At 71.6% G+C, this 13,956-nt stretch carries 12 protein-coding genes; 5 read left to right on the forward strand and 7 right to left on the reverse strand.

The window, feature by feature from the left end; all coding sequences use genetic code 11:
• The first annotated feature begins 13 nt into the window (after positions 1 to 13).
• Positions 14 to 2,215, forward strand: coding sequence for an MMPL family transporter (locus ACQPY0_RS05270; protein WP_432985503.1), 2,202 nt, complete (start codon positions 14 to 16; stop codon positions 2,213 to 2,215).
• Between the two features lie 221 nt (positions 2,216 to 2,436).
• On the opposite strand, the gene ACQPY0_RS05275 is transcribed toward ACQPY0_RS05270, so the two are convergent.
• The 5 genes from ACQPY0_RS05275 to ACQPY0_RS05295 form a co-directional block, all read right to left on the reverse strand.
• Positions 2,437 to 3,111, reverse strand: coding sequence for a hypothetical protein (locus ACQPY0_RS05275; protein WP_432985506.1), 675 nt, complete (start codon positions 3,109 to 3,111; stop codon positions 2,437 to 2,439).
• Between the two features lie 22 nt (positions 3,112 to 3,133).
• Positions 3,134 to 3,610 (reverse strand): hypothetical protein, encoded by a 477-nt coding sequence (locus ACQPY0_RS05280; protein ID WP_432985509.1) that lies wholly within the window; start codon positions 3,608 to 3,610, stop codon positions 3,134 to 3,136.
• 147 nt (positions 3,611 to 3,757) lie between these two features.
• Positions 3,758 to 4,045 carry a hypothetical protein gene (locus tag ACQPY0_RS05285; RefSeq protein WP_432985512.1) on the reverse strand — a complete coding sequence of 96 codons (288 nt, stop codon included), beginning with the start codon at positions 4,043 to 4,045 and terminating at the stop codon, positions 3,758 to 3,760.
• 517 nt (positions 4,046 to 4,562) lie between these two features.
• Positions 4,563 to 5,219 carry a response regulator transcription factor gene (locus tag ACQPY0_RS05290; protein WP_432985515.1) on the reverse strand — a complete coding sequence of 219 codons (657 nt, stop codon included), beginning with the start codon at positions 5,217 to 5,219 and terminating at the stop codon, positions 4,563 to 4,565.
• Entirely contained in the window at positions 5,216 to 6,340 is a 1,125-nt protein-coding gene (locus ACQPY0_RS05295) for a sensor histidine kinase (protein ID WP_432985517.1), read from the reverse strand. Before ACQPY0_RS05295 ends, ACQPY0_RS05290 begins: the two co-directional genes overlap by 4 nt.
• 144 nt (positions 6,341 to 6,484) lie before the next feature.
• On the opposite strand from ACQPY0_RS05295, the gene ACQPY0_RS05300 reads away from it, so the two are divergent.
• The 4 genes from ACQPY0_RS05300 (at position 6,485) to ACQPY0_RS05315 (ending at position 10,687) form a co-directional block, all read left to right on the forward strand.
• Positions 6,485 to 7,183: a hypothetical protein gene (locus ACQPY0_RS05300; RefSeq protein WP_432985519.1), complete on the forward strand. Its 699-nt coding sequence runs from the start codon at positions 6,485 to 6,487 to the stop codon at positions 7,181 to 7,183.
• A 103-nt stretch (positions 7,184 to 7,286) separates the two neighbouring features.
• Complete coding sequence (locus ACQPY0_RS05305; protein ID WP_432985521.1) at positions 7,287 to 8,468, forward strand: low temperature requirement protein A; 1,182 nt, start codon at positions 7,287 to 7,289, stop codon at positions 8,466 to 8,468.
• A gap of 10 nt (positions 8,469 to 8,478) precedes the next feature.
• Positions 8,479 to 9,426 carry an RNA polymerase sigma-70 factor gene (locus ACQPY0_RS05310; protein ID WP_432985522.1) on the forward strand — a complete coding sequence of 316 codons (948 nt, stop codon included), beginning with the start codon at positions 8,479 to 8,481 and terminating at the stop codon, positions 9,424 to 9,426.
• 85 nt (positions 9,427 to 9,511) lie between these two features.
• Positions 9,512 to 10,687, forward strand: coding sequence for an NAD(P)/FAD-dependent oxidoreductase (locus ACQPY0_RS05315; RefSeq protein ID WP_432985523.1), 1,176 nt, complete (start codon positions 9,512 to 9,514; stop codon positions 10,685 to 10,687).
• Positions 10,688 to 10,732: 45 nt separating this feature from the next.
• On the opposite strand, the gene ACQPY0_RS05320 is transcribed toward ACQPY0_RS05315, so the two are convergent.
• Entirely contained in the window at positions 10,733 to 11,971 is a 1,239-nt protein-coding gene (locus tag ACQPY0_RS05320) for an acyltransferase family protein (RefSeq protein WP_432985524.1), read from the reverse strand.
• A 67-nt stretch (positions 11,972 to 12,038) separates the two neighbouring features.
• The gene (locus ACQPY0_RS05325) at positions 12,039 to 13,853 is read right to left on the reverse strand and encodes a hypothetical protein (RefSeq protein WP_432985525.1); all 1,815 of its coding nucleotides are present in this window, start codon (positions 13,851 to 13,853) and stop codon (positions 12,039 to 12,041) included.
• Between the last annotated feature and the right edge of the window lie 103 nt (positions 13,854 to 13,956).

A 13,956-nucleotide genomic window follows, 5' to 3' on the forward strand; every position in this document is an offset into this window, starting at 1 on the left:
GAGGAGACCCGAGATGGCGTCGTTTCTGTACCGGCTGGGCCGGTTCGCGTTCCGTCGGCGATGGCTGGTCGTCGGGTTGTGGCTGGCGGTCCTCGCGGCTGCGGCGACCGGCGCCGCGACATTGTCCGGTTCGACGTCTGACGCGTTCAGAATTCCCGGCACACCATCGCAGGAGGCGATCGACCTGCTGCAGGAACGGTTCCCGCAGGCGTCCGCAGACGGTGCCACCGCACGGGTGGTGTTCGCCGCGCCGGCCGGACAGCAGCTCACCAGCACGGCCACGAAGGCGGCCGTCGAGCAGATCGTCGCCGAGCTGCGGCAGGCACCACAGGTGGCCTCGGTGAACGACCCGTTCCAGTCCGGCACCGTGAACCAGGCCAGCACCGTCGGCTTCGCCCAGGCGACCTACCGGGTTCCAGCGCAGGACCTGACCGACGGCGACCGCGACGCGCTCACCGGCATCGCCGACCGGGCCCGCGAGCAGGGCCTGATCGTCGAAGTCGGCGGTGACGCGCTGCAGGCCCCGACCGAGCTGGGCCTGGGCGAGGTGATCGGTGTCGCGGTCGCCGCCGTGGTTCTGGTAGTCACGTTCGGTTCCCTGGTGGCCGCCGGCCTGCCGCTGCTGACCGCGCTGTTCGGTATCGGCATCGGCATGAGCGTGATCATCGCCGCCACCGGCTTCATCGACCTGTCCTCGACGACGCCGGTCCTCGCACTGATGCTCGGCCTCGCCGTCTCGATCGACTATGCCCTGTTCATCGTCTCCCGCTACCGGCACGAACTCGCCGACGGCCACGACCCCCAGGAGGCCGCCGGCCGGGCGGCCGGCACCGCCGGCTCAGCGGTCGTGTTCGCCGGTCTCACCGTCGTGATCGCGCTGGCCGCACTCTCCGTGGTCGGCGTGCCGTTCCTGACCCAGATGGGCCTGGCTGCCGCGCTCACCGTGGCCATCGCCGTGGTCATCGCACTGACCCTGCTGCCCGCGATACTCGGCTTCGCCGGCCGCCGGGTCCTCGGCAAGAACGCCCGCGCTCGGCGCACCCGCGCCCCCGGGGCCGCCGCCACCACCACCTTCGGCACCCGCTGGGCCCGCGCGATCGCCCGCCGGCCGGTCGCCGCGCTGCTGGTCGCCGTGGTCGCGCTCGGCGTCGTCGCGATCCCGACCCTGGACCTGCGACTGGGCATGCCGGACGACGGGACCGCCGCACCGGACACCACCCAACGCAAGGCCTACGACCTGCTGGCCACCGGCTTCGGCGCCGGCTTCAACGGGCCGCTCACCGTCGTGGTCGACACCCCGGCCGGCGCCGCGAAGACCACCGCCGACCAGGTCGTGCAGAAGATCACCGGCCTACCCGGCGTCGCCGCGGCGGCCACCGCCGCCGTCAACCCCGCCGGCGACACCGCCCTGCTCACCGTCATCCCAGCCAGCGGACCCGGCGACACCGCCACCAAGGACCTCGTGCACGCCGTCCGGCACCTCGACGGCACCATCGCCGACGCGAGCATCGGCGTCACCGGCCTGACCGCTATCAACATCGACGTCTCCACCAAGCTCGCCGACGCCCTCATCCCGTACCTGGCGGTGGTCGTGGGTCTGGCGTTCCTGCTGCTCATGCTGGTGTTCCGGTCGCTGCTGGTGCCGATCAAGGCAACCCTGGGCTTCCTGCTCAGCGTCGCCGCCACCTTCGGCGCCGTCGTGGCGGTCTTCCAATGGGGCTGGGCCGCCGACCTGCTCGGCGTCGAGCGGACCGGGCCAATCGTCAGCTTCCTACCCATCATCCTGATCGGCATCGTGTTCGGTCTGGCCATGGACTACCAGGTCTTCCTGGTCACCCGGATGCGCGAGGACTACGTGCACGGCGCCGCACCCCGCGAGGCCGTGATCAGCGGCTTCGACCACGGCGCACGGGTGGTCGCGGCCGCCGCGATCATCATGATCAGCGTCTTCGCCGGATTCATCCTCGCCCCCGACCCGATCATCAAATCGGTCGGCTTCGCGCTCGCCGGAGCCGTGCTCTTCGACGTGCTCGTCGTCCGGATGACCATCGTGCCGGCCGTGATGACCCTGCTCGGCAAGGCCGCCTGGTGGCTGCCCCGCTGGCTGAACCGGCTCCTGCCCAACGTTGACGTCGAAGGCGAGAAGCTGCGCCACCAACTCGACGCCGTACCGGCCGAGCCGGCCGTGAGTCTCCCCAGGGGAACACCGGTCTGACCCATCGGTGCGGGCCGCCGCCGGTTCGGCCTATCCTTCGGTTCGCATGCCGTAACCTCGGCTCCACCAATGGGCGCAGTCTGTTCACGGGCTGTGCCTGTTCGTGTTCTGGCGGAGTTGGTTTGCGATGTCCGTCGTGGTCTGGACCGTGTACTCCCGTCGGGCACCGTTCGGGCCTGGCGGCTTCACGCCCAGGCCCGCGGTGTCAAGAACAAGGCATGTCAGATGTGCTTGCGCAGGCCTTCGTCGAATGTAAGTCCCGGGTCGAAGCCCAGCGCCTTCAGCACCGCATCGCGGTAGGCGAGGGCATGGCCGGGATCACGCAGCCGGACCAGCATCTGGTAGCAGCCGCCTGGGTCGCCGCCGGTCACCTTCGTGATCGCGGCGATCGGCAGCATCGCCACCGTCTCGTGCGGGCCGACATCACGGGTGTTCGGGCGGCTGGCGCTGCCGACGAGGGTGGCGGTCAGCTTGTGCGTGCGGCGGCTCAGTGTCAGCCGTTCGCCGAGCCGCAGACCCTGGCTGCTCACCGTGCCCTCGTCGAGCAGCACCTCGGCGGCGCCCGTCGGCATGCGGCCGGTGCGCAACTGGAACGCGCGCAGCCGCTCGTCCTCGGTGGCGGTGACCATGGTCGCGCGCGGATACGTACCCTTCGGCCCAACGACGTCGAACTCGTAGACCGTCTCGTTGCATTCGGCCCGGTCAGTGTCCGGCAGGCCGGCCAGCGTCGTCACGTCCGCCGCGGAGAAGTCGGCGGTCAGCCGGACGTGGGCCTGTCCGGCCAAGTCCGCGAAGTGCAGCCCGGACTCCTGGATCCGGTCGTACACGGCGTAGCCGGTCGCGGCGACGACGGCGGTCAGGCCGGCCAGCAGCGCCCGGCGGCGGGTTCTGGTCATGGCGCGATCTCCAAGTCCGATGTCAGCCGATGGCAGCCAGACGGCGTGCGGCCTCGGCGGTGCGGGTGGCGTATTCGGCGAGTTGGTCCTCGTGCTTGAGTACCGCCGCCATCTGGGCGTCGCGGACCATTGGCTGCAGGGTGGTGCTGAGGCCTGACTCCACGGTGCAGCGCTGCCAGGCGAGCGCGAGGTCGGACTCGGCGGGGGTGGGCACGTAGCGGCGGGCCGGCACCGCGGGGCCGATCTGGACCGTGGCTTTGCCCGGAGCCGGAGCCCAGCTCTCGGCGACGCCCTCGTGGGCGCCGAAGGCGACGCCGAGCCGCTTGGGCTCGGGCGAGGCGATGAACGCGTCGCGGTCCGCGGGCCGGTAGCCCGCCCGCTGCAGGCAGTCGGTCATCGCGATCCGTAGCTGCTTCAGGTGCGGGTTCGCGCGCTGCTCGTAGTCACGGCGGACGTCGGCCATGATCGTGTTGGCCAGGTCAAGGTAGCCGGCAGCCATTTGCTTCATGTCCTTGCCGGCTTTGTCCCATGCACTCGCTTCGCAGGACCTCAGCGCGCGGTCGTAGTTGGCGTCGTGGCTGACGATCCGGGCCGGCTGCGCGGGGAGGTCGGCGCCGAAACCCTTGCTGCGGGCCTGTTCCGGCGTCTATGGGCCGAACATCCCGTCGTCGACGCGCAGGAACTCGAACGGGTCGCCGGGCTGGGTCGCCATCAGCTCGAGGTTCTGCGGAAATCCCTCGCCGGCCAGGCACTTGTTGCGTAGCCGCTGCACTGCGTGGCGCATCGCTTCGAACTCGGCGCCGCGCAGCGCGTCATACGGATGAGCGCCTGGCGCTAGCGAGACCCGCGGTGTCGCCGAATCACCGCTGTTGTTTTGGCAGGCGGCCGCCAGAACGAGCATGACGCCGACGAGAAAAGCGTTGACGATCCGCATGGTCGTTTCCCCAGATCCAAGTTCGGCGGACCCGCACCGTCACGTCCGGGAATCATTGATGCGGGCTGGTTCTTCGGACTGGAGGGTAAACACAACCATACATTGATGCTGTACGGTGTATCCCAGTCGGGGGACAGCGCCATCGGAAGACCAGCCAGTGACTGGGAGTCGCCGACTGGGTCGGCGAAACGCGTCCATGTAGGGTCACGCCCGCTGCGACCCGTGACCGGCGCAAAGTTCCGGCATCCGCAGAAATGAGTTCGGACATCGCCCGCTGGTGGCGATGAATCGTGTCTCGCGAGCGGAGAAGCGAATGCAGAGGATCAAGAAAATACGACGGACGGCGCTCCTTGCCGGCTCGCTCGCCCTGGCCCCCGCCGCGCCGGCGGCATTGGCGATGGCGACCTGTACTGCAACTACGTCTGGCACGGGTGCTGCTCGTGGACGATGACACCTGGCCGAAGCCTCTCGGTGGGCGGTGCCGCGGCCCGGTGGCCTGGCAGGACGCCGCTCGGGATCAGGGGGTGCCCGGGCGGATGAGGCCGCTCTCGTAGGCGAACGCTACCGCCTGGACGCGGTCGCGCAGGTCGAGCTTCAGCAGCATCCGGGAGATGTACGTCTTGACCGTCGCCTCGCCCAGGTAGAGGTCGGCGGCGATCTCCGCGTTGGACCGGCCCCGGGCTACCAGGCGCAGCACGTCGACCTCGCGCTCCGTGAGTGCCTTCAGGCGGGCCTCGGCGCGCGGGTCGGCGGCCGGTGCGGCGGCGTACGACTCGATGACCCGCAGGGTCACCGCCGGGTCCAGCAGTGCCTGTCCGGCGGCTACCGTCCGCACCGCGTGGACCAGTTGCTCGGGTGGGGCGACCTTGAGCAGGAAGCCGCTCACGCCGGCCTTCAGTGCCTGGCGGACCGCCTCGTCCTCGTCGAACGTCGTGAGGATGACCACCCGGGCTTCCGACTCGGCGAGGATGTGCCGGGCCGCCTCGATGCCGTCGGCGCGGGGCATCCGCACGTCCATCAGCACCACGTCGGGTGAGGTGCGCCGGACCTCGTCGCGGGCCTGGACGCCGTCGGCGGCCTCGCCGACCACCTCGATGTCGGGCTGGTGGTCCAGCAGCATCCGCAGGCCGGCGCGGATCATGGCCTCGTCGTCGGCGATCACGACCCGGATCATGCGGGGAACTCCGCCCGGACGGTGAAGCCGCCGTCGGTGCGCGGCCCGGCGGCGAGGGTGCCGCCGAACACCGCGACGCGCTCCCGCATGCCGGTCAGCCCGTGGCCCGGCGGGCCGTCGCCGCCCGGCGTGCCGGGCGCGTTGTCGACGGTGACGGTGACCGCCTTCCCGGTCGCCCGCACGGTGACGTCGGTCGAAACGTGGCCGGCGTGCTTCAGGACGTTGGTCAGTGCCTCCTGGAGCACCCGGTACGCGGAGATGTCAACCGGGCGGGGCACGGCCGCGAGATCGCCGTCGAGGGTCAGCGAAACCGGCAGCCCGGCGGCGCGGACGTCCTCGACGAGCTCGCCGGCGCGCGCCAGCGACGGCTGGGGCGTGGACGGCGCCTCGCGCAGCACCCCGACGAGGGTGCGCAGCTCCTGCACCGACTCCCGGCCGAGCCGCTCGATGCCGGCCAGCATCTCGGCCTGCGGGGTGCCGGTCGGCAGCGTGGCCCGCACGGCGCCGAGCTGCAGGACCATCACGCTGATCGAGTGTGCCACCGCGTCGTGCATGTCGCGCGCGATCCGCTGCCGTTCCTCGACCACGGCGGCGTGCTCGCGGGCGTCGCGCTCGGCCTCCACCGCGGCGGCGAGCCGGGCCATGAGGTCGGCCCGGGCGCGCAGCCGCCGGGCGAGGATGCCGACGCCCCAGGCGCCCCAGCACAGCGAGCCGAAGAACAGGTTCTCCCAGGCCATCGCCCCGAGGCCGGCGACGCTCGACCCGGCGGCCCGGCCGGCGATCCACGTCCCGAGGCTCGCCATGAGCTGCGCGGCCAGCGGCGCCGGCCATGACCCGCGGCGGTGGTAACCGGCCCAACCGGGGGCCAAGAAGAAGCCGAGGACGGCGGCGCCGGTCGGGCCGTTGAGGCCGCCGGCGACGGCGATCGGGAACGCCGTCGCCACGATCGCCGCGCCCACGATCGCGAACCGCGCGGCGAGGGCGGCGCCCAGCACGACCACGGCCAGCGCCGCGGCCGGGGCGGCGGGGGCGGCGGAGAACCCGCTGTCGAGCAGGATCTCGGCGACGCCGATGACGGCAAGCGCGGCGGCGGCCGCCCACGGGACGATCATGCGGGGCATGCGGCGAATCTATGCGGTGCGGGTTGCCGGGCGGGTCGGCCGTACGGCGGACAGCGCGACCGCCTCGCGTCCGTCCCACGGCGGACCGGGATCGAGCCCGCAGCCAGCAGATTCGCGGGGGTCCCCGGCCATAGCTTCTTCGGCATGACTGGTACTGCCTCAATGAACGCGACCACTCCCGCCCCGCGGGTTCTTCCGATTGCCGGCGGCCTCTCCCTCATCGGGGGCGCGGCCTGCTTCTTCGCCGGCCTGGCCACCTCGCCGCCGAGCTCCGGCGACGACAAGGCCTCCTACCTGCAGTCCCTGGCCGCCGACCCGTTCCAGACCCAGCTGTCCGCGCTGCTGCTGCACTACGGCAACCTGCTCATGGGGGTGGGCCTGCTCGCCCTGCCGTTCCTGGTCCGCGGCCGCAAGGGCGCCGTCGTGACGATCGTCGGCGCGCTGCTCGGTGCGCTCGGGCTGCTGGAGATGTCCGGCGCGCTGCTGTCCGACTGGTTCCACATGGAGATCGGCCGCAACCTGCCGATGGACCAGGCGGTCGTACTGTCCGACAAGGTGCTCGCCCACCCGGCGCAGCAGCTCGCGTTCAGCCCCGGGCCGCTCGTTTCGCTCGCCCTGATCGTCACGTTCGTCGGGCTGGCACGGGCCGGGGTGCTCGGCTGGTGGACGGTGCCGGCGGTGGTGCTCGGCTACGTGGGGCTGCTCTTCATGCCGTACGACATCCCGATCCTCCCCGCCGTGGGCACCGTCCCGATGCTCGCCGTGCTGGTCGCGGCGGGTTTCCGGGTGATCGGGCGCACCCGCGCGGTCGCGGTGCCCCAGCCGGCGTTCGCCGCCTCGTAGCACGACCGGGCTGCCAAGGCCCCCGCCGAGCCTGCTCGTGCTGGCGGGGGCCTTGGCTTACGGTGATCGACAAGAGAGGGCCGGGACGCCGAGGGGAGACACCGTGGGGGTACCGGGACTGCAGGCGCCCTGGCGGCGGCCGATGGACGGCCGGGACCCGAAAGAGGGGCATCGCGCCTCCACGCCGCTCGAGCTGCTGTTCGACCTCTGTTTCGTCGTCGCCGTCGCGCAGGCCGCGGCTCAGCTGGCGCACGGGATCGAGGAGGGGCACGCGCCGGCCGCCGTCGCCGGGTTCGCGATGGTGTTCTTCGCGATCTGGTGGGCCTGGATGAGCTTCACCTGGTTCGCCTCGGCCTACGACACCGACGACGGGCCGTTCCGGCTGCTCACGCTGCTGCAGATGACGGGCGCGCTGATCCTCGCGGCCGGGGTGCCGGCGGCGCTGAACGAGTACGACTTCACCGTGGCGACCATCGGGTACGCCGTCATGCGGATCCCGATGGTCCTGCAGTGGCTGCGGGCCGCGCGCGAGCACCCGGAGGGCCGCCAGACCGCCCAGCGATACGCCATCGGCATCACGGTCGTGCAGGTGCTGTGGCTGCTGCGGCTGCTCCTGCCGCACCCGCTGGACTACGTCGCCTTCGTGGTGCTGGCGTTCGCCGAGGTCGCGACCCCGGTGTGGGCGGACCGGACCCGGGCGATCAGTTGGCACCCCGAGCACATCGCCGAGCGCTACGGGCTGTTCACGATCATCGTGCTCGGTGAGGTCATCCTGGCCTCCACCATGGCGTTCCAGAGCGCGATGGCATCCGGCCTGTCCATCCAGCTGATCCTGGTCGCGGCCGGCGGCCTGCTGCTGATGTTCGGGACGTGGTGGTCGTACTTCCTGGGCGGCGACGAGCACGGCCTGCGCTCCGGCCGCGTCGTGCGGACCTGGGCCTACGGCCACTCGCTGCTGTTCGCCTCGATCGCCGCCCTCGGGCCCGGCCTGGAGGTCGCGGTGCTGGTCGCCGAGCACCGGGCGCACGTGGCGCCGCTCGCCGCCGGGTACGCCGTCGCCGTGCCGGCCGCGCTGGGGCTGCTGCTCGGGCTGTTCCTGCGCCGGCTCGTGTGGCCGAAGGGCACCCTCGCGCCGTCGTTGGTGCTCGCCGGTGCGGTACTGCTGCTGCTGTGTCCTCTGCTGGCCCCGGCCGCGGGGATCGGGGTCGCGGTGCTCGTGATGGGCCTGATCCCGGCCGCCGCTCTGGCGGTCTTCCTGCGGCTGCGCCACGCCGAGGCGGGTTAGCATCGAGGTCATGTCCTTGCGGCCCGGCGACGTCGAGCGGTTCGAGGCCGCCCGGCCGCGGCTGGAGGCCATCGCCTACCGGCTGCTCGGCTCGGCCGCGGAGGCCGAGGACGCCGTGCAGGAGACGTTCCTGCGCTGGCAGGCCGCCGACGTCGAGCGCGTCGAGGTCCCCGAGGCCTGGCTGACCAAGGTGCTCACCAACCTGTGCCTCAACCAGCTGACCTCCGCCCGGGCGCGCCGCGAGACCTACGTGGGCCAGTGGCTGCCCGAGCCGCTGCTCGCCGGGGACCCGATGCTCGGCCCCGCCGAGACCGCCGAGCAGCGGGAGTCGGTGTCGTATGCCGTGCTGACGCTCATGGAGCGGCTCTCCCCGAGCGAGCGGGCGGTGTACGTGCTGCGGGAGGCCTTCGACTACCCGCACCGGGACATCGCCGCGGTCCTCGACATCACCGAGGCCGCCAGCCAGCAGATCTTCCACCGCGCCAAGCAGCACGTCGCCGAGGGCCGGGCCCGCACCGAGGTCGACGCGGCCGCCGCACGGCGGATCGTCGAGGAGTTCCTGGCCGCCGCGGCCGGCGGGAAGCCCGAGCCGCTCGTCCGCCTCCTGACCGCCGACGTCGTCTCGATCGGCGACGGCGGCGGGAAGGTCCCGGCGCGGGCCAAGGCGTTCGAGGGCGCCGTCGCGGTCGCCAAGTTCGTGTGGGGCCTGTTCCGGCCCAGCCCGGCCAAGCGCGCCTATCTCGGCCGGACGCCGCAGGTGTACGCCTGGACGGCCAACGGCGATCCCGCCGTCGTGGTCGCCTCGGACGGCCGGGTCGTCGGCGTCATGTGCCTGGCGGTCACCGCCGACGGCATCACCGCCATCCTGAACCAGGTCAATCCGGACAAGCTCGAGCGCGCGACCGCCCGCTGGGCCGCCGCCGACCACGGGGAGCCGCTGCACCAGGGCCTCCTGTGATGTGAGGCGCCTCACAGCCCGCTGCTGTCAGGAAACGCGGGGCCGCCCGGTTCAGGGGGCAACCGCGCAAGACAGGAGCAGGGACATGCCGTACCGCATCATCGTCCTCGGCGCCGGATACTCCGGAGCGATCGCCGCCGGCCGCCTCGCCCGCCGGCTGCGCCGCGAGGACGTCGCCATCACCCTCGTCAACGCCGAGCCCGACTTCGTCGAACGTGTCCGCATGCACCAGCTGGCCAGCGGCCAGAGCCTCAGGCCCCGGCCGCTCGCCGAGATGTTCGCCGGCACCGGAGTCGACCTGCGGATCGCGCGCGTCACCGCGGTGGACGCCGACCGCAAGACCGTCACCCTGGGCGATGCGAGCGAAATCGCGTACGACACTCTGGTCTACGCCCTGGGCAGCGCCTGGAACTGCCAGGGCGTCCCCGGCGTGGCCGAGCACGCGTACGAGCTGGCGAGCCGCCCCGGCGCCCTCCGGCTGCGCGAGCGGCTGGCCCGCCTGACCGCCGGCGGCACCGTGCTCGTCGTCGGCGGCGGCCTGACCGGCCTGGAGGCCGCGACCGAGATCGCCGAGGCCCGGCCGGACCTGCGGGTCTCCCTGGCCGCCCGCGCCGCCCTCGGCGACTGGCTGTCCCCGAAGGGCCGGGCCCACCTGCGCAAGGTCTTCGCCGGGCTGGGCATCACCACCCACGAGCACGCGGCCGTCACCTCCGTCGAGCCCGGCCACGTCACCACCGCCGGCGGCGCGACGATCCCGGCGGAGGTCACGGTGTGGACGACGGGCTTCGCGGTGCACCCGATCGCGGGCGCGACGACCCTGGAGGTCACCGAGACCGGCCAGATCGTGGTCGACGGCTCGATGCGCTCGGTCTCGCACCCGGACGTGTACGCGATCGGCGACGCGGCGCTGGCCATGGGCCCGGGGGACAAGGCGCTGCGCATGTCGTGCGCCTCGGGTGTCCCCATGGCCTGGCAGGCCGCGGACTCGATCGCCGCGCGCCTGACCGGCGGCAAGCTGCCCAACGCCCCGCTGCGGTACTTCAACCAGTGCATCTCGCTGGGCCGCAAGGAGGGCCTGATCCAGTACGTGACGGCCGACGACCGGGCGGTGTCCGCGGTCCTGACCGGCCGGCCGGCCGCGATCTACAAGGAGCTGGTCTGCAAGGGCGCCGCCTGGGGCGTGGCCAACCCGATGCTGGGCCTGCCGGCCCGGCGCCGCCCCCTCACGCACCAGCGCACCGCGAGCAAGATCCCGGTGTAGCGTGCGAACGAAGCGGGCGCCCCCATCGGAGGCGCCCGCTTTCGTCTATGTGGTTGTCGTGGTCACCGGGGAGCGGGTCTCGTCGGGGGCGAGGTGAACCGCTTGGGGTGGGTCCGCCGGCGGTGGCGTGTTCGCCGGCGGGGGTGGGGAGTCGCGGCGGGGGAGGTCGGCCCGGGACACCGCGTCGAAGCTGCGCTTCAGCGACTGCTTGAACAGCGGGGCGAACGGGCGCTCCACCAGGCGGTGGCCCAGGTACGCCAGGATCAGCATGCCCGCGACCGTCATGGCCAGCAGCGGCCACGGTGCGATCTCGCCCTTCATCGAGCGGATGAAGATGATGCCGATGTCCTGGTGCATCAGGTAGAGCGGATAGGTCATCACGCCCGCGACCGTGAGCCAGCGCCAGTTGGCCCAGTCCAGCCAGCCCAGGGCCGTGGCCGCCACGACCGCGGTGAACCCGCCCACCAGCACCATCACGTAGGACCAGTGCAGGGAGTGGCCGATGTAGCTGCTGTTCCAGCGTACGTCCAGCAGGAGCAGGTGCTGGATCACCAGCAGCGTGCCGGCGATGCTGCCCCACAGCAGCAGCGTCGAGCCGAAGCGGTGGACCAGGTAGAGCAGGATGCCCAGGATGAAGTACGGCGCGTAGGTCGGCTGGACGATCGTGTCCAGCAGCGGTATGTCGAGGTTGAAGCACAGGATCGCGGCGGTCATCCACAGCGCGCAGAAGGCCAGCACCCGGCGGTAGGACACGCCCAGGGCGACCACGAGCGCGAACAGCAGGTAGAACCGCAGCTCCGCCCACAGGGTCCAGTAGACCCAGTCGACGTGGCCCACCCCGAAGGCCTCCTGGGTCATCGTGAAGTTCAGCAGCACGTCGGAGGTGTTGCGGGGGGCCATGATGACCTGCACGTCGTCGGCGAGGCCGGGGCGGTTGAGGTACACCACCGTGTAGGACAGGACGACCGCGACCCAGTACATCGGGTAGAGGCGCACGACGCGGGAGATCACGAAGTCGCTGATCTTGCGGCCCCACGAGCTCATGCAGATGACGAAGCCGCTGACGATGAAGAACAGCTGCACACCGAAGTTGCCGTAGATCGACAGGGCGAACAGGTGTCCGAAAAGCTCGCTGTTCGGACGTTCCCACAGGTCCGAGCGCTCGGTTCCGACATAGTGGTAGGAGACGACGAGCAGGGCGGCGACGAGCCGTAGCCCGTCGAGTGCCGCCAGCCGACCTTCGCGTTTCGGGGCAACGCGGGCGGACGATTGGTCCTTGAGCACCGGGAACCCTAACTCCGAGGCCGTCGTCGTGTCGACCCGGCCTGGGGAATAACGGACGAAAGCATCATTACCGCACCAGATAGATGACGTAGCCGTCGACCTGGAGGATGTCCCACTGCCGGCCGGCCTTCAACAGCCGGTCCTCGACCACCGGCAGGGTCAGCTGCCCGTCGCGCTCGACGAGGAACGAGGAGCCCTTGCAGTTGAACGCGGGCAGCGAGCGGCACGGGTCGTCGGCGAAGACGTACGCCGCCTGAGGGTCGTTGTTCGTGTCGATCCAGTACTGGATGTAGCGGTTCTGGCCCGGTCCCGGGTTGAACGCCCCGTCGACCGCGGCGCAGGTCAGCCGCTCCTCGGTGCGGAAGGCGATGTTCGCGCAGATCCAGTAGTCGGTGTAGAAATGCGTGACGCCCCGGGCGATCAGGGTGTCGGCCAGTGCCTGGTCGCGCTGCTGGTCGGCGCGTGTGGACGGGGCCTCGGTGTAGGCGAGCACCGTGCCGATCGCCAGGAACGCGAGGTATCCCGCCAGGGCCACCCCGCTGACGATCCGCAGGGTGCGGACCAGGGCGCCGCCGCGCTTCCAGGCCGCGGTCAGGCCCTGCCAGAGGGGCCACAGGATCGCGGGGGTGGCGATGAGGAAGCCGATCAGGTAACGCCCGTGGATGCCCGGCCACTCGACGGCCGCGAAGCTGAACGCGTACAGATAAAAGGTGATGACGGCGGCGATCAGCATCGCGACGTGGATGCCCGCCTTGCGCAGCCGCGCGGCCGGGTCGGCGTCGAGCACGAGCGGCACGGTGCCGCCGTCGCGGCGCCGGTTGCGCCACGCCCACCACAGGCCCCAGGCCGCGAGCAGGCAGGCGATGCCGAGCAGGAGCATGTAACCGGTGCCCCAGCCGCCGCGCACGACCACGCACGGGCGTGACCACGACGTCGCCGGGCCGATCGCCGTCAGCTCGTTCGCGCCGCAGAAGGGCTCGCCGGTCATCATCGGCACGCTGATGCGCACGGCGTTCCACACCGCGTGCAGCTTCGCGTCGAGGGACTCCGGGGGATTGCCGCGGACCATCTCCAGCGTCGAGAGCATGTCCTCGCCGGGCTTGGCGTGCAGGTTGAACCAGATCAGCGGGAACGCGCCGAGCACCAGCCCGACGCCGGCCGCCAGCGGCCCCAGCAGCTGCAGGAACTCGCGCCAGCAGTACACCAGCAGGGCGACGCCCGACATGAGCACGAACGGCGCGCCGAGCAGGTCGGACCAGATGCTGGTGCCGGCGATGACCCCCCAGGCCGCGTAGGCGGCCAGGCGCCAGCGGCACTCGCGCAGCACGCGATACGGCCGGTAGGTGACGATCAGCCGCGCCGCCAGCAGGAACATCAGGGAGCCGAACAGCAGCGTCTCGCCGTAGCCGCCGATCGCGGACATCTCACGGGCCATGATGTACGGCGAGCCGAGCGCCAGCACCGCCAGGCAGACCAGCGCCCAGCGGGCGCCGTAGACCATCCGGGCGAACAGGTAACTGCTGGTCAAAAAGGCCGCGAAGAGCACCAGCAGGCCGAAGCGGAGCAAGAACAACGACGGGCCGCCGAAGAGGTGGAACAGGACCGCGCCGAGCACCGCCTCGTGCGGGCCCATGTAGTTCTGGCCGGGGTAGAAGATCGGGTGCTCGCCGTGGTAGGCGATCCGCTGCGCCATGATGCCGAGGTGGCCCTCGTCGCTGTTGGTCGCGGGCCAGCCCCAGATGATGAGGCCGAGGCGGATGAGGCAGCCCAGCGCGATCAGGCCGGTCGCGATGCGCGCGTGCACGCCGAACCGGGGCTCCGGCTGCGCGGCGGTGGCGGCGGGCGTCCGCCGGGCGGGATCCGCAACGGTGTCGGTCTGCAAGACTCAGCTCCCCCGAGGGCCGGAAAACGGGCAGCCGGGGCGGGTGACCCGCGGCGCTCAGACAGCGTAGTGTGAGCCGGTCTCGTCACCAACCGCTGGAGTT

The sequence above is a fragment of the Dactylosporangium sp. CA-233914 genome (assembly GCF_050942935.1).
Lineage (GTDB): Bacteria > Actinomycetota > Actinomycetes > Mycobacteriales > Micromonosporaceae > Dactylosporangium.

Coding starts and splice junctions, on each gene's coding strand:
- ACQPY0_RS05270 (WP_432985503.1), top strand. CDS start 14: ATGGCGTCGTTTCTGTACCGGCTGGGCCGGTTCGCGTTCCGTCGGCGA.
- ACQPY0_RS05275 (WP_432985506.1), bottom strand. CDS start 3,111: ATGACCAGAACCCGCCGCCGGGCGCTGCTGGCCGGCCTGACCGCCGTC.
- ACQPY0_RS05280 (WP_432985509.1), bottom strand. CDS start 3,610: ATGGCTGCCGGCTACCTTGACCTGGCCAACACGATCATGGCCGACGTC.
- ACQPY0_RS05285 (WP_432985512.1), bottom strand. CDS start 4,045: ATGCGGATCGTCAACGCTTTTCTCGTCGGCGTCATGCTCGTTCTGGCG.
- ACQPY0_RS05290 (WP_432985515.1), bottom strand. CDS start 5,219: ATGATCCGGGTCGTGATCGCCGACGACGAGGCCATGATCCGCGCCGGC.
- ACQPY0_RS05295 (WP_432985517.1), bottom strand. CDS start 6,340: ATGCCCCGCATGATCGTCCCGTGGGCGGCCGCCGCCGCGCTTGCCGTC.
- ACQPY0_RS05300 (WP_432985519.1), top strand. CDS start 6,485: ATGACTGGTACTGCCTCAATGAACGCGACCACTCCCGCCCCGCGGGTT.
- ACQPY0_RS05310 (WP_432985522.1), top strand. CDS start 8,479: ATGTCCTTGCGGCCCGGCGACGTCGAGCGGTTCGAGGCCGCCCGGCCG.
- ACQPY0_RS05315 (WP_432985523.1), top strand. CDS start 9,512: ATGCCGTACCGCATCATCGTCCTCGGCGCCGGATACTCCGGAGCGATC.